General features: G+C 31.6%; 13 protein-coding genes. 3 read left to right on the forward strand and 10 right to left on the reverse strand.

Annotated elements, in window-relative coordinates; translation table 11 throughout:
• Positions 1-71: 71 nt before the first annotated feature.
• The 3 genes from MMJJ_RS01010 to MMJJ_RS01030 all read right to left on the reverse strand — a co-directional run bounded on the left by MMJJ_RS01010 (position 72) and on the right by MMJJ_RS01030 (position 7,244).
• On the reverse strand, positions 72-3,410 hold the full coding sequence (locus MMJJ_RS01010; protein ID WP_104837288.1) for a NosD domain-containing protein: 3,339 nt from the start codon (positions 3,408-3,410) through the stop codon (positions 72-74).
• A 1,118-nt stretch (positions 3,411-4,528) separates the two neighbouring features.
• The gene (locus tag MMJJ_RS01020) at positions 4,529-5,305 is read right to left on the reverse strand and encodes a S1 family peptidase (RefSeq protein ID WP_104837289.1); all 777 of its coding nucleotides are present in this window, start codon (positions 5,303-5,305) and stop codon (positions 4,529-4,531) included.
• Positions 5,306-5,744: 439 nt separating this feature from the next.
• The gene (locus tag MMJJ_RS01030) at positions 5,745-7,244 is read right to left on the reverse strand and encodes a PIN domain-containing protein (protein WP_244901575.1); all 1,500 of its coding nucleotides are present in this window, start codon (positions 7,242-7,244) and stop codon (positions 5,745-5,747) included.
• Positions 7,245-7,404: 160 nt separating this feature from the next.
• On the opposite strand from MMJJ_RS01030, the gene MMJJ_RS01035 reads away from it, so the two are divergent.
• Positions 7,405-7,692 carry a WYL domain-containing protein gene (locus MMJJ_RS01035; protein ID WP_104837291.1) on the forward strand — a complete coding sequence of 96 codons (288 nt, stop codon included), beginning with the start codon at positions 7,405-7,407 and terminating at the stop codon, positions 7,690-7,692.
• 295 nt (positions 7,693-7,987) lie between these two features.
• Here the strand turns inward: MMJJ_RS01035 and MMJJ_RS01040 are convergent, their stop codons facing one another.
• A complete protein-coding gene (locus tag MMJJ_RS01040; protein WP_211286611.1) occupies positions 7,988-8,605 on the reverse strand; it encodes a DUF4013 domain-containing protein in 618 nt (205 codons plus the stop codon).
• 4 nt (positions 8,606-8,609) lie between these two features.
• Here MMJJ_RS01040 and MMJJ_RS09250 point away from each other — a divergent pair, with 4 nt between their 5' ends.
• Positions 8,610-8,867, forward strand: a complete 258-nt coding sequence (locus MMJJ_RS09250; protein ID WP_158658950.1) for a hypothetical protein — start codon at positions 8,610-8,612, stop codon at positions 8,865-8,867.
• A 122-nt stretch (positions 8,868-8,989) separates the two neighbouring features.
• Here the strand turns inward: MMJJ_RS09250 and MMJJ_RS01045 are convergent, their stop codons facing one another.
• The 6 genes from MMJJ_RS01045 to MMJJ_RS01070 all read right to left on the reverse strand — a co-directional run bounded on the left by MMJJ_RS01045 (position 8,990) and on the right by MMJJ_RS01070 (position 13,745).
• Positions 8,990-10,213, reverse strand: a complete 1,224-nt coding sequence (locus MMJJ_RS01045; RefSeq protein ID WP_104837293.1) for an ABC transporter permease — start codon at positions 10,211-10,213, stop codon at positions 8,990-8,992.
• Between the two features lie 12 nt (positions 10,214-10,225).
• A complete protein-coding gene (locus MMJJ_RS01050; RefSeq protein WP_104837294.1) occupies positions 10,226-11,485 on the reverse strand; it encodes a COG1361 S-layer family protein in 1,260 nt (419 codons plus the stop codon).
• Positions 11,486-11,495: 10 nt separating this feature from the next.
• Positions 11,496-11,978, reverse strand: a complete 483-nt coding sequence (locus MMJJ_RS01055; RefSeq protein ID WP_104837295.1) for a hypothetical protein — start codon at positions 11,976-11,978, stop codon at positions 11,496-11,498.
• Positions 11,979-11,985: 7 nt separating this feature from the next.
• Positions 11,986-12,690: an ABC transporter ATP-binding protein gene (locus MMJJ_RS01060; RefSeq protein ID WP_104837296.1), complete on the reverse strand. Its 705-nt coding sequence runs from the start codon at positions 12,688-12,690 to the stop codon at positions 11,986-11,988.
• Positions 12,691-12,844: 154 nt separating this feature from the next.
• Positions 12,845-13,429 carry an HAAS signaling domain-containing protein gene (locus tag MMJJ_RS01065; protein ID WP_104837297.1) on the reverse strand — a complete coding sequence of 195 codons (585 nt, stop codon included), beginning with the start codon at positions 13,427-13,429 and terminating at the stop codon, positions 12,845-12,847.
• On the reverse strand, positions 13,422-13,745 hold the full coding sequence (locus tag MMJJ_RS01070; protein ID WP_104837298.1) for a PadR family transcriptional regulator: 324 nt from the start codon (positions 13,743-13,745) through the stop codon (positions 13,422-13,424). Before MMJJ_RS01070 ends, MMJJ_RS01065 begins: the two co-directional genes overlap by 8 nt.
• Before the next feature lie 405 nt (positions 13,746-14,150).
• On the opposite strand from MMJJ_RS01070, the gene MMJJ_RS01075 reads away from it, so the two are divergent.
• A complete protein-coding gene (locus MMJJ_RS01075) occupies positions 14,151-14,432 on the forward strand; it encodes a hypothetical protein (RefSeq protein ID WP_104837299.1) in 282 nt (93 codons plus the stop codon).
• Positions 14,433-14,437: the final 5 nt, after the last annotated feature.

The raw sequence follows: 14,437 nt of genomic DNA on the forward strand, positions 1-14,437 counted from the left end.
GTCATTCCGAATCTAATTTTTTTAATTTTACAAAAAAGTCAAAAAAGAAAAATTTTATTTTTTTAATTAAATTATTCAACAACTTTAGGTCCATTTTCTGTCCATTCGACCATGATTGGTCCTTCTGGCAACTCATCCAAAGTTTTAAAGTATTCTAATGCAGCTTGTGTTCCAAGTCTATCAGAACCTGCAATATATACAATAGTATAGCTTTGAACAATTTTTCCAGTGTTGTCTTGAACTTTTAATACCTGAATTATTCCTTTGTTTTCTCCAGGGTAGTCGTTTGAAATTGGCATTTCAAACTGATCGTTGTATTCTTTTGCAAAGCCATTTGCGTTTGGCCCACCAACGATTACTGCATTTCCAGAAATTTTGTAACCGTTTGCATTTTGTATTCTTTCTCTTAATTCTTCAGCAAACTTTTGATCGATTTCGTTTCCATATATAACTGCCGCACTTGAAACGAAGTTTTTAATTACTTTTGATTCGATTTCATCTGAAATATCTGAATCGTAGCTTCTTCCACCACTACTGCTGTGCGAAGAGCTTGGTGTAGTTGGTGCAACGTAGTTTCCAATTTCGTTTCCGTTCCACATGTCGATTAATGGGGCAGTATCGTTTTCTAAATACTCGATATCGTAGTATTCTTCACCGTAAGTTCTTTCATAGTCACATCCATAAAGGTAAGGAGTGTCACCAATTCCGTTTGAATCTGCGTCTGTTCCACTGTAGTCAGACCAGTAGTTTCCAAGGATGTTACTGTAATTATTTCCATTGTATTTATATTCAATTTCAAAAGGACTTACTAAACTGTTGTTTACAGTTGTGTTTGGCATTATTTCAGAAATATTTGACGAATTTCCTGTGTAAATAAAGTTATTTAAGTAAATATTACAGCCTGTGATGTTATCTCCAATAATAATTGGATAATCGTCTGCATAAATCGTATTTTGTGTAATATTTGAGTAATCTTCACAACAATTATCAAGCAAGATTCCAATAGTGCTTGCACGAATTGTATTGTTAAATATTGTTGCATATGCATTTATTCCAAGATCAGGATATCCGTTAGGGTCAATTGCGTAATCCCTGCTTGCATTTATCACAGTGTTTGAGGATATTAGCGTGTACTGTCCACAGGTCCAAATATGGTCATCCACAGTGTTTGAGGAAATTGTATTATTGTTTCCGTAAACTCCCATGTGCGCATCGCCATACTTGTCATTATGTAAAACGTTTGAAGAGATTGTGGCATTGTTTCCTTCCAAATAGATAGAGTAATCTACCGTGTTTGAGGATATTGTGTTATTGTTTCCGTAAACATCAATGTGACCATATGCCCAAGCATCATGTAAAACATTTGATGAAATTATGTTGTAGTCCCCTTTAACACATACACTAGAATAAAGATAAGGCATGGAATAGAATTCTTCCTCATCGTTCGTGTTATTGAAGATTTTGTTATTGAAGATTTTGTTATAATTTCCGTAAATACCTAAGGAAGTGTAGTATTCACCCGTTAAAGTGTTTTCGAAGACTGTCGTGTTTAGTACATCGTAAAGATCCATACCATAAGTATCGTTGTATGCTTTGACAGTAATGGTATTTATTGAAATTGTTGAGTTTTCAATATAATCCAGATCCATACCATAAGTATCGTTTTCATTAGATTCAGCTGTTATGTTATTTCCCAAAATCGCTGAGTTTTCGATATTATTCTCTGCAAAAATACCGTAAGCGTTTGGATAATATCCATCATAAGAATACGCATAAAGGTCGATTATATTGTTTTCTATTGTTATATTGACCATATCATATTGACATGCGTAGATACCGAGAGCTTCGCCGTAAGAGTCTGCTGTTATGTTATTTCCTGAAATTGTAGAATTTTCCATGTATTTATATGCGAAGATACCATAAGCGCAATTATCACTGGAATTGAGTATGATGTTATTTCCTAAAATCTTAGTATTTACCATATCTTCGTCTTCAGCGTAGATACCGTAAGCATCTTCGCATGCATCTACTGTGATATTGTTTTCTGAAATTGTGGAATTTTCCAAATTATCACAGGCATAAATACAGTAAGAGTAATACCCATTACTTTCTGAAATGAATGTATTTCCTGAAATTATTGTATTTACTATATTGTAATCGGTGTAAATACATTCAGAATCCTCAGTATTGGATGAAATATTAAATAAATTAGATTCTATGGTCGAATTTACTAAATCTGCACCACACGCGTAGATACCACAAGCACAATCTTCCCCATATGCAGTAATTGTATTTCCAGATATTACTGAGCTTATAATGGCAAATGGGTAAATACAGTAAGCATCCCCCTCTTTTGAAATAATCGTAATTTCGTTGTTTTTAATTTTTGAACCGATTAAATCTTCATTGTCCGTGTAAATAACGTAAGAACCGTCATAACCGTTTGCTGTGATGTTATTCTCGGCCATGGATGTGTTGTATATATAATCGCCAGCATAAATACAGTAAGTTTCGGAATCAGAAGATAAATCGAATACGTTATCCTCAATTGTCACATTTGTAATATCTTCATTGTATGAACAAATACCGTATGCATCTTCTGTCGCATTTGCTGTTATGTTATTTCCAGATATTACGTTGTTGGTAATATTATATACTGAATAAATACCATAAGCATTATTATCAGCAGAATAAAGATCGATTACATTATTTTCAATCGTTGAATTTGTTATATTGTCCCAGCATGCCCTGATACCGTAAGCAGTGCCCACGGTGGAATTAATGCTAATTTCGTTATCTTCGATCGTCGAGTTTATAATAGCCTCGTCAGCATAGATACCGTTGGCAACAGTAACAGTGCTAACCATATTGATCGTATTTCCAGAAATTGTGCTGTTTTCAATAGTATCATCAAACACAATACTGCCGTCGTACGTCATAGTATTAAACGTATTTTCCAAAATTTTGGTACCATAAGACTCTTGTAATTCGATAGAATAGCCTTCAGAAATTATTTCTGAATTTTCAAGTGTAAACTCATTAACATCTTTAACGAAAATTGTATCAGATGACCAGTTAGCATTCAAGTTTTTAACAGTAATATTGCTTGAATTGTAGGCGTATATGATATATGGACTGTTTGTAGTATTGGTACTGAAAAACATGTTGTTACAGTCAAGTACAACGTTTTCAGTGTCTTTAATTATTAATACACTATCATTGCTTGATAATGTGTTATTCTCAAAATCTACAGTTACCTTGTAATCCCCAGATTCATTGATCAATGCAAATACGTGGTAATCAGTACCATCAATATTTACATCCGTTGGATTTGAATAATCAATATCTACCGCATTAACGCTTCCTAGCGCAAAAAGCAGCAACAAAAATAATAAACATTTTTTTATCATTGTTCACCCCGAATTGGTATAATGTAATTAAGTTGTAAGTATAGTCAAAAAGTTATATTGCGCAGGGTATATATTTTTATCGGGGGCTAGATTACAAATAAACTCAGATTAAAGATATATCTTCAAAAAAGTCAGATTTAAACCAGCGTATCTCGTATTAAAATCTTAAAAAAAGACTGACTAAAAAATAGACTATTCATTAACTACAAAAACAGAACAATTATAATATTTTTTTAATGTCTTTTAACATCTTATTTTTTAAGATAGTTTAACGGATTTCCAAACATTTTAAAGGTTTATTTAGTCTTAATTTTTAATAATTTTAAATATTATTAAGTTATGGTGTTATTCAGGGTAAATTCGGATCATAATTGTACAAACTTATCGATTTTGAATTTTTACCTTCTGATCCCAATTATTATTTTTTCAAGCGTTCAAATCAGCCATTATGTAAATTTTGAAAGTTTTTGTTCGTTTTTTGACTGCATTCATGTAGATTTTTCTTTTGATTTTCAAAAAATCAAAGCGTTTTAATACATTTAAATTGTATTTTTCATCGTTTAATAGTTCTGTAACATTATTTAATCAGTTTTTACCGTTTTTTACACAGTATATTTTATAAACGCTGTATTTTTGAATAATATAGTGAAATTTTATCATATTTACCAGATCACATTTATACACTTTTTGTCGAATATACTGCTTTAAATCCTATGCAGTCCAATTTAGTACATGGATAAAATCCTGAATAAGGGCGGAGTAATGAAAAGCTGGCACGGTTTTTTCATTCCTTTAAAACCCTCGAATTTTCATTTGCTAATAAAATCACCTGAATTTGTGTTTTACTTTTTTTAAATTTCAATTTAAATAAAAAAATATAAGTTTTCTCAAATTTTACCTTTTAAACCATCCTCTGCTTTTTTTAACAAATCTTTCAACTGATAAAACTGCTTTTTTTAAAATTGTAGCTTTTGTCAGGTTCTTTACAATCCCCGTCATTGTAAATATCCTTAAAAGCTGATTAAAATATTAATTTTTGTTTAAAGTTAAAACAATTAAAAATTTCAAAAAAAATGAACGAATTTAAATTTTTAAAAGTAATTTTTTAAATTTTTAATTTATTCTTCAATTGGAATATCCAAAGACATTAAAAATCCAATAATATCTTTATTATTAAAGCTTGATACGACCCCGTAAAGGCTTGGAATCATTATCGGTAGAGGGTTGCCATTATTATCTTTAATATGCTGCTGTGGAACAACCAAAGGCTGGAATCTGGAACATATTGCATGGGCATGACCAGTTTCTGTTGCAATAATTGGCCCACCACTATTTCCATAATTTAGTGCTTTATCAAGTACATAATTTTTCGGCCCTGCTGCACCCATATTTGTATCAAAATTCGATGAAATTATTGCAGATGTAACCCGCGGACTCAATTTTGTATATCCAATCTCACCAGATTTTATTATTCCATAGCTTGACAGAGGATATCCAAAAGAATACACCTCATCACCCATTTCAAGACGTCCTGTTGAAACTTTTATAAATGGAAATTCAGTTTTTTTGTCAAGCCATTCTTTATCAGAATTTTTTTCAAAATCTACTTTTAATAAAGCAATATCCAATCCTGGAAAAATGGGCCCAGGGGATACATACTGACAGATTTTTTTAGGATCCTTTGCATTTTGTTCTTTTATCAAAAATGCTCTATCCAAATCTTTTCTTAAATATCCCTTTTTATCCATAACCACGTGTGCGGCAGTTACAAACCAGCCCTCTGGAGATATAAAAAAGCCAGTTCCTGCAGGAGTGGGCATCCCCCCTGCTTTTCCATTAGGCAATTCAATACAAAAAGTAGCAGCCATGACGTTTGAAAGTGTATTTTTTATCACAATTACTCCCCCGATTATTCATAATATTAATTATTTCAATAGAAATTTAAAAACCTTTTTTAATTATGGATATAGGCAAAATTAAAATTTCAAAAAACGTAATTTAAATCTTAAATAATATTTCTTCCTCAAAATTCTGAGATATGTAACAAAAAGACTGCGGAGCCCTAAAATCAGGATTTATATCTTTAGGATTAACCGGATTTTCAAATTCATTTAATTTGTTTATTTGAATTGCGTATCCCTTATCTTTTTCTTTGAAATATTTGAAAAATTCTGATTCTTTTATCCCTGAAACATTTTTAAATTCGTTCCAGAGGATTTTTGGGCAGTTTTCAATTATATCTCCAACAATGAATGTTCCAACAATTCGTTTTTATCATAGTTTTTAAAGATTGATTTTTTAGAGCCTTTTAATATTTCTTTAACATATTTTGGCTTAATGGATAGTAAGATTGTCATTAATTCCGCCCAAGTCCCTTATTTTTTCGTAAGCGCCATGCGTTATTTCTGTAATTGTTTGAGGCGGTCCTTTTAATATATTGTTCTCTTTTAAAACATTTAATGATATCGGAGACTTTAAGTGCAGGTGCATAGTAAATATCATAACGTTTGCAGGTTTTTTGACCATTTCTTCAATTTCCCTTGAAGAATAAACTGTTCTCTTACCTACCAGGTTCATAATCTCTTCAGGGCTTGTTAAATTTGTTTTAAATTCTTCCAATACTCCCAACGAAGTAATTTCCTTATGGTCTTCTGATCTATAAAATAATAAAATATCCCCCTTTTTTAGATTTTTTATCGGGCTGTGCGAGATATATGCTTTTTTTATAGTATTTCCTTCAATTATAAAATCCCCAAAATACTCGTTTAATGATATAGAAGTTCTTTTTACATAATCAGTAAACAGTTTTTCGTGGTATTGGGGCCTTATTGGAACAACAAGCTTTTTGACTCGATTTCCATCGTAAAAAAGAGGATAGTATTTTTTGAAAATGTCTTTGTAATCGCAAAACATTAATTGATTGGGTGTCGGATTAAGATCCTTAAAAAATACATTTTCACCATTTTCATTGGTTCCTATGTCAATAAACCCATATTCAGTTATTAAATTAACAATATAATCAAACTCTGATTTCGCAAAATGCGTTAAATACGTTTCAGTCATGGAATTATCAATGCAGTAATCAAAAGCTTTTTTAAGTAACAATTCTCCCAGTTTATATCCAACTTGATCAACTTTGAAGGTACATATCTTAAAACGCCTTTTTTCAGGTAAAATGGGGTCTTTTTTAATAACGTTAAAATCTTCACCATTAAATATCAGAACAGCTCCAAGTTTGCCAGATTCTTTGAAGTAGCACCAGCATTCCCTACCAAGACGTGCTTTTTCATTGTACCAGTCGTTAAATTCAGGATATTCTTCACGCAATGAATCAAATATCGGGTCATCTACATTTACCTTGATTATAGGGCGCTGTTTAATTTGTGGCAAGATCTGCCTTTTTTGAATAGAATAAAACTCTTTAAAAAAATCTAAAGCTTCATTTAAATATAAAATACGGTCTTTTAATCCGAGTTTTGTTGATTTCTGGTGTATCATCCTGTTTTCAGTTATGAGGTATGTTACGTAATTCGTATAAACTGCATACAGGAGGTGGTTTTCAAGGTCGTTATTCGTTCCTTTAAGGTATCCAACATTAGTATTAAATTCTAAATCATTCATTGGTAATGGATAATCATTTAAAAGAGCGCAAAAAGCCAGTTTTGAGAGTAAAATCCGTTTGGTATCTTCGTCTAACGTGTTTAAGTATTCGATAGATTTAGGATGTTTCAAAAGAATCGATTTTGGATTAAGTCTTCGCGATAATTCATTTAATTTTCTGGAAATATCCGAATAATCTTCAAAACTGGAAAAAATGTTTGTATCTAACAGCACTCTCAAATTATCCCCCATATAATAAGATTATAGTATATTATGTTCCCAAAATATTAATTTTTTTCGATAAGGGATAAGGGTTAATTGAAGTTAAATTTCAAGTCCAATGGCTTAAAATTGAGCTACGCGAAAAAGAGGTATATTTTACCATTTGGTCTTTTTGAGGTATGCTTTAAAATCGGCAATAAAATGTAAAAAAACAGTTACTTTTAAGTACGAGGGTCTGCCAAGAGTAGTTGAACCGCATATGATTGCAATAACCGATACTGGAAAATGGATTTTAAAAGCATTTCAAACATGGACCTTTGATTCAAGAAATCGGCCTGATTGGAAGTTTTTTTCAATTCCAAATATCAAAGATATAATTGTGATGAACAAATCTTTTGAATCTAAAAGAGATTTTGAAAAAAACCAGTTTTACATTGATAAAATAATAATGCAAGTTTAAAATGCATTATTTCTTTTTTTCCAATTTAACCCAATATATTGGTTTTGATTACCCTAAACGTTTAAGTAATCCCGATTTCAAAAAGTATATTTGCCCAAGGTGGGAAAGATCTTGGGAAATGGGATGTATATTGCATCTGTTGATAAAATCGTTCCATACACCATTAAAGCAGTTCAATATTGGGGAGTTTTGAACTGTTCCGATCTTTTTTTAAATTTTTTCAAAAAATTTTTCAAAAACTACATTTTTGGACTATTTAAATTTTAAAATGTAAATGCAATATCTTCCATTTTCGTTATTTTGTTAATACGTCGTTTCGACCTGTTGAAATATTGTAATATATCCCAATACCTCTTGAAAGCCATAAAAAAATTGTAAAACATACAAACGAATTTACGTAAAGCGCAGGAATCCAAAATATCTGCCAACTCAAAAAATTCGGGTCAGTTATTAAATTTGGGTTTGCTACAACTTTATCAATAACTAATTCGATGAGATAACCTATCAATAATTCAAATATACTGTATATACATATTAAAAGAAATGATGCAGCTAAATAATTGATATATTCTTTAGAATAGAGTTTAAAAGACTTTTTAACGTTAAAAAGCGCTAAAAATTTATTTTTTTCAATGTAATTCAATGTCCCAAGGGGTATATACATCCACGAGAGAAACGAGCAAATATATGGTAAATTCGAAAGAATGCCCAAATCAGGTAAATTTAGAACGATTTGCGCAAGTAATATCATGTAAAAAGGACTTTGAAAAATTATTCCAATTATAAACAGTCCAATCGTGTAAATAACGCCGTATTTTAGTAACTCTAAAACACCCGTCCAGTCAGGTATATTTTGACTATTTATCGTATATTTTATGGTTTTAAGCCAGTAGCCGTTAATCAAAAATGTCAATAAAATGCTAAAAATAAAGAAAAATCCAAAAACTGCCCCAGATATAATTAAAAGTACATCAGTTGTTATATTTAAGTTATTTTTAAAAATATCAATTAAAAAGTTTGATTCAGAGGTTATTGTGCTTCCGAGGATAACAAAAAACACAAACAAACTAAGAAAGCTGAATAATATAAAAATAGAACTTAAAAAATGCACCGTACTTCCAAAAATCAAATTTTTTGGATTTGAAAAAACATCCAAGGCTGGGCCTTTTATATAGTTTGTATAAATTTCGTTTACGCTCATTTTAAAACCAAAAAACGGAAATGAAAGGATTTTAAATATTTTAACGGTACTTTCATCTTTTTGCTTAATTACTTTTTCATGATTTATTATTAATATTTATTCACTTCTAAGCGCATCAACAGGTTTTAATTTTGACGCGTTGTATGCAGGAACTGCACCTGCTAAAATGCCCGCACCTATTGAAACGACCAATGCAACGACAACTGATTTTATGCTCACATAAAATTCAAAAGGTGTTCCAAACTTCAATGCTATTACATAGGTAATAACCTGTGTAATTAAAACCCCTATTAAAAGGCCTAAAAATCCTCCTGCAAGGCCAATAAGACCAGAATTAAACAGGAACAGTAATAATATATCCTCGTTTTTTGCCCCGATTGCTTTCATGATGCCTATTTCTTTTGTTTTTTCTAAAACTGCTGTGAACATGGTATTTGAAATTCCAAATGCCCCAACTATCAGGGATATTCCAGCAATAAAGGATAGGAACAGGGTTATTCCACCAATAATAGATTGGGAACTTTCAATAAATGATTTTGCAGAAGATATGTAGAAATCTTGATTTTTTTCAGTAACGTGTCTTGAAGTTCTCAGTTTCTGTTCAATGTCCTGAACTGCTGCATCGGTATCTACATTTTCTTTTAATTTAATTTCCAAGCTGTCATACGTCCCACGTTCTTTAGGCACGCTGTAGTCTGAATCCTGCTCAATGTCGTAGACAGAGTCTAACGGGGCGTAAATTCCTCCCGAAAATAAACTCGCAAGTCCACTTGAATCATTATCAAGTATTCCAATAACCCTGAATGATTTATTTCCAATTTTTATAATCTGGTTAATATTTATTTTACGGTTAAATTCTTCATTTGCAAGGTAATTATTGATTACAACAACGTTTTTATCGCCAGGCTGGAGCATTCTTCCAGTTTCAACCTTTTCTTGTGTTATTTTTGGCCAGACTGCTGGATCAACTCCTGTTATCTGCGAATACAATTCTTTATCTCCATAAGAAATCTTTGAATAAGAAGTTACTCGTTTGTCAACGTATTTAACCGAAGGTATCCCTTTGATTACAAGTACATCCGTTTTTGTTAGTTCCGGTGTTTTGCTGCTTGTTTCAGTCGTTATCGCATATACAGAAATTACATCTCCACCAAGTTTTTCAAGTTCATGTGTCACTTGCTTTTCCATTAATTCTCCTGCTGAGATTATTGTAATTACCGATGCAACCGCAACCACTACGCCAATAATAGTAATCCAGCTCCTTAATTTACTCCCCTTTACCATATTAAAGGCAAGTTTAAAAATTTTTGAGGGTTTCATAACTCAGTCCCCCTATTCTTTTTTAGCAGATTTGATTTTTTTGAGAATTTTACGGATTATGAAGATGCCCAAAATTAATATTGCAATTATAACGATTCCTGCCATTATTAAATATCCTGTAAATCCGCCTTTTCCCGAATCAGCTTGATTAATGTATGTAAGTGCTGCATTTGAGTTTGAAACAAGGATTTCTTTTTCTACTACTTTTCTATTTCCTTCGTTTGACGTGTAGTATGCTTCAACTTTAATTGGGATTTCGGACTGGTTTGAACTGTCAGCCAAGAGGTTAAAACTTGCATAAGTATAATCTCCCGCATCCAAATTCCCAATTATTGCATTATTTGACCCAATTATGGTCCAGCCGTCCTGTTTTGGAATATACATCGATACAGATTTTGTATCACTGTTTCCAACGTTCATTATTGAAAACGTATATGAATCGTCTAAATTTTCTGAAAATGCTATTTCAAAATCAGCCTTTTCTAAAATGTGAATACCTGCATCCTGAATAATATTTTTTTCAGAGCTGTTGATTGTATCTTCGTAGTTTAAGTACATATTTATCTTGTATAATCCAGGTTCTATGTCAGAACCTGCCATAACATCGTAATCTAAATTTACGGCCTGATTTACACCAATATATTTTACAAATCTTGTATTTCCAGAACCAAGTGGCAGTATTTTATTTTCTGGCGTATCCCATGAAAATGTTAAATCTTTTAATGGCGCAGAACCTGCATTTTTTATGGTAAATGTGAGTTTGGAGTTTTCTCCAGGGTTTAATTCTGAGGTGCTGAGCATAACTTCTGCATTTTCTTTATTTCCAACATCTACAGTTAATTCGGTTTTATAACCCGTTTTAGTTAAATCTCCTTTTTTATAAAGTAATACTTTTAAAGGATAGTTTCCAGAGGTTACTTCTTCATTTACACGTAATTTAAATGCTGTAATAATTATTTCTTTGTCATCGTCTTGGTATTTATCTAAAAAGCCAATTTCTTTGGATAATTCCTCACCCGCGACTTTTTGGAATGGGTATGAAGGATCAAGTTCTAATATGTAGTCTCCAGCAGATTTTCCGCCTTCATTTTTAACGCCGATTCTAACTTCAAAAATGTCTCCACCAACTGCAGGAGTCGGGTCCTGATTTACAAGATTAATAGAAACTAACGAAATGTCTGAAATTGATGTTTCTGCGTAAACCGGTGCCATTGCTACTGAAAGCAACATTAAAAGTGTTATAGAGGATATTATTATTTTTTTAAAGCTCATTTACTCACCATTAGAATTTAAACAGTTTTTTATTTTTTTCAAAGTAGAATATTACGCAAATATTAAAAATCAGGAGAAATACGTATTTTAAAAAGGTTATTGCATAAAGTAATTCTGCAGAGCTGTTTAAGCCATACAATATGTGATAATTCTCAATTAAACTGTGAATTACTTCATTTAACGGGTATTTCATTTCATAAACCATCTGAATAATTATCGAAAAGTTCAGTAACCCCTGAAAAAACATCCAACTTACAACCAATTCGAGTGCGTACAACTTTCTGTCACTAATTCCAAGTAAAATTACTGCCCAAAGAATACATAACAATCCTCCAACAATTTTTGAAAAGATTCCCTGGAGTATCAATGTTCCAAACAGTAATTTACCATCAAAAATCGAATAAACTGCTAGCAAAAGGTTGATGATAAATATTATGTAGATAAATCTCATCAAATAGGGTAGTTTGGTTCGATCAATGATTTTAATATGCATAATTCCCCTAATACTCCACTATTTCTTTATTTTTTTCGATATTTACGATATTCCCGTCTTTTAATTCTACAACCGTGTTTGCAGCTTTTGCAAGATTCATGTCGTGTGTAATCATGATGATGGTATTTTTGTTTTTTTTCCAGAGTTTTTGAAGGATTGCAATGACTTCCTTTCCAGTTTTACTATCAAGAGCTCCTGTTGGTTCATCGGCCAAAATAATCTCCGGCTTGCATGCAAGAGCTCTTGCGATAGAAACTCTTTGTTGCTGACCTCCAGAAAGCTGTGATGGCCTGTTATTTACTCGGTCTGACAATCCAACAAGTTTTAAAACAGCTTCGGCTCTTTTTTCGGCCTCACTATCATTAACTTCTTGAAATTGTAGTGGCAGCATTACATTTTCGAGTGCAGTCATGCTTGGAATCAGATTATACTGTTGAAATATAAATCCAATCGATTCACCACGCAGTTTGGATAGTTTAGATTCACTGAGTTTTGAAATATCGTTTGATTTTAATATGACCGTTCCTTTTGTTGGAATATCAAGACAACCGACCATATTCATCATTGTTGACTTTCCAGAACCTGAAGCACCGACAATTGCAACGAAATCACCTTTTTCAATATCTAATGAAACATTTTTCAGCGCCTGAACTTCAAAGTCGCCCATTGGGTAGATTTTCCAGACGTTTTTAAGTGATATTATTGTTTCCATGGTTTTCACAAAAATTATTAATTAGTAAACAGTACTGTGTATTAAACAGTATTATATATAATTAACTACCGACAAAATTTAAAAAAATAAAAAAATAAAAAAGTTAAATCACTAAAAAATAATTAAAAAAGTTTTAAGAGGTATTTTGAGTTAATTATCCATTTAAAATATCTAAATTTAATTTTAAATACCAAAGTACCCCATTATGGAATAATTTTGCAAAGTATGCTGATAATATCATAGTAGCGATACCTGATGCGGCAGTTATGATTCCAACAAGTGCGTAAACAATGCCTGATGCGGGAATTACTTCAAACTGTGGAATTAGTAGTTTTACAAATGGTTCAAAGATAAAGTAATGAGGGATTACCAATTGAAATACTGGTTCAAGAACCATCATGGAACCGGCGACTGTAACTGCAACGCTTCCTGTAAACAGGATTAATAGAAACAGCAACACGCAGGCCAGCGGCCCAATAATAAATAATATATTGAACATTACAAGTGCACTGCATGCTACGAGTTTTTTTGAAAATACATTTTTAGGTTTTTCAAAATCAAAAGATTCTAAAACCTGTTCGGGATTGCCTAATGATTTAGATATTTCTTCCTCGCTTCTTCCTTCAAGAGCCCCATTTTCGAAATATTCATTATAATCATATAGGATGTCCTGTTTTTCCGATTCTGGAATGCTTTTTAATGTTTCAGACAGTTTATATAAATATTCTTCTTTATTCATCTTTAACACCGGAATTAATCAGCTCATTTACTTTTTTTGAAAATTCTATCCATTCTTCAGCCTGACTTTCTCTAACTTCCTTGCCCTTTTCAGTAAGTTTATAATATTTTCGTGGTGGCCCACTGCTCGATTCCATTAAATACGTGGTTAAAAGCCCGTCTGCCTTTAAACGCCTTAATAATGGATATATGGTACCTTCAGATATCGAGATACTTTTTGAAATTTCATTTATTAGCTCGTACCCGTAATAATCCCGTTTATTAAGCAGGGTGAGTACACAGAGCTCTAAAACTCCTTTTTTAAATTGGACATCCATCGGTACCACAAAATTGTTTTAAGTACTGTATATTACCAGATACTATATATTATTATTGATAATACGGGAATTTTTTAAAAGTGTTGTTGAATTTACTTTAAAAATTGAGAAATTAATCTAAAAAAGAAGAAAGAATAAGTTATTTTACCGGATTTTGTTGAAATATTCTAAATTATACTCCCCTCCAGAATATACACATGATTAGCTTGAACTATGAATTATGTAAGAGTAGTTCTCTCTCCAAATGCTGCTTAAATATATAATAAATTAAAAGAAAGCGATGAAAAACTTGATAAATCGATACTTAACTCATTAGATCTGCAGGATAGTAAATATCCTTCAAAAATTTCCGAATTAAAAAGATATGGTGAATGGGAAATTATACTTTGATATAAACTCCCAAACTTGGAAATTATTTGTGATAACTACGAAAAACAAGGAAATAATATTATTTTAACATGTTTTGGAGATATTAACTTTATCGATTACGATCCAAGGCCCAATGAAATTGAAAGATTTCCCATAAGACATATCCATGCGGGCATGTTAGTTTTTGAGTTTGATTCCGAAGAAGATATTTCTGAAAAATTGAAACGCATTGAAACACTATCTAATTCATCATACAATAAAATAGACGAATTTAATAAAAAATTAGGGACTTACATATTAAAAACATTTAATGAATAACTAAA

The sequence above is a fragment of the Methanococcus maripaludis genome, assembly GCF_002945325.1.
In the GTDB taxonomy this organism is placed as follows: Archaea; AGJL01; Methanococci; order Methanococcales; family Methanococcaceae; genus Methanococcus; species Methanococcus maripaludis.